The organism is Kitasatospora sp. NRRL B-11411 (assembly GCF_000721345.1).
Lineage (GTDB): Bacteria > Actinomycetota > Actinomycetes > Streptomycetales > Streptomycetaceae > Kitasatospora > Kitasatospora cineracea.
In genome coordinates this window covers 1-327 of record NZ_JOGH01000330.1, presented here as the reverse complement: position 1 = coordinate 327, position 327 = coordinate 1, and the positions used below count along the sequence as shown (strand labels likewise).

Sequence of the window (327 nt, the reverse complement as noted above, 5' to 3'; positions counted from 1 at the left end):
AACAACCGTGATTCCGGGAGTAGTGGCGAGCGAAACCGGATGAGGCCAAACCGTTGTGGTGTGAGACCCGGCAGGGGTTGCCACGACGGGGTTGTGGGAGTGAGCTTGATCGGTCTGCCGGCCGGTCGGCGAGTCAGAAACCGTTGGTGTAGTCGAAGGACATGCGAAAGGTCCGGCGTAGAGGGTAAGACCCCCGTAGACGAAACATCAGCGGCTTGCTTGCTCATTTCCCAAGTAGCACGGGGCCCGAGAAATCCCGTGTGAATCTGGCGGGACCACCCGCTAAGCCTAAATATTCCCTGGTGACCGATAGCGGATAGTACCGTG

1 rRNA gene is annotated in these 327 nt (G+C 59.0%); it reads left to right on the top strand.

The features are described from left to right. A 23S ribosomal RNA gene (locus tag IH44_RS0140215) occupies window positions 1-327 on the top strand; the annotation flags it as partial.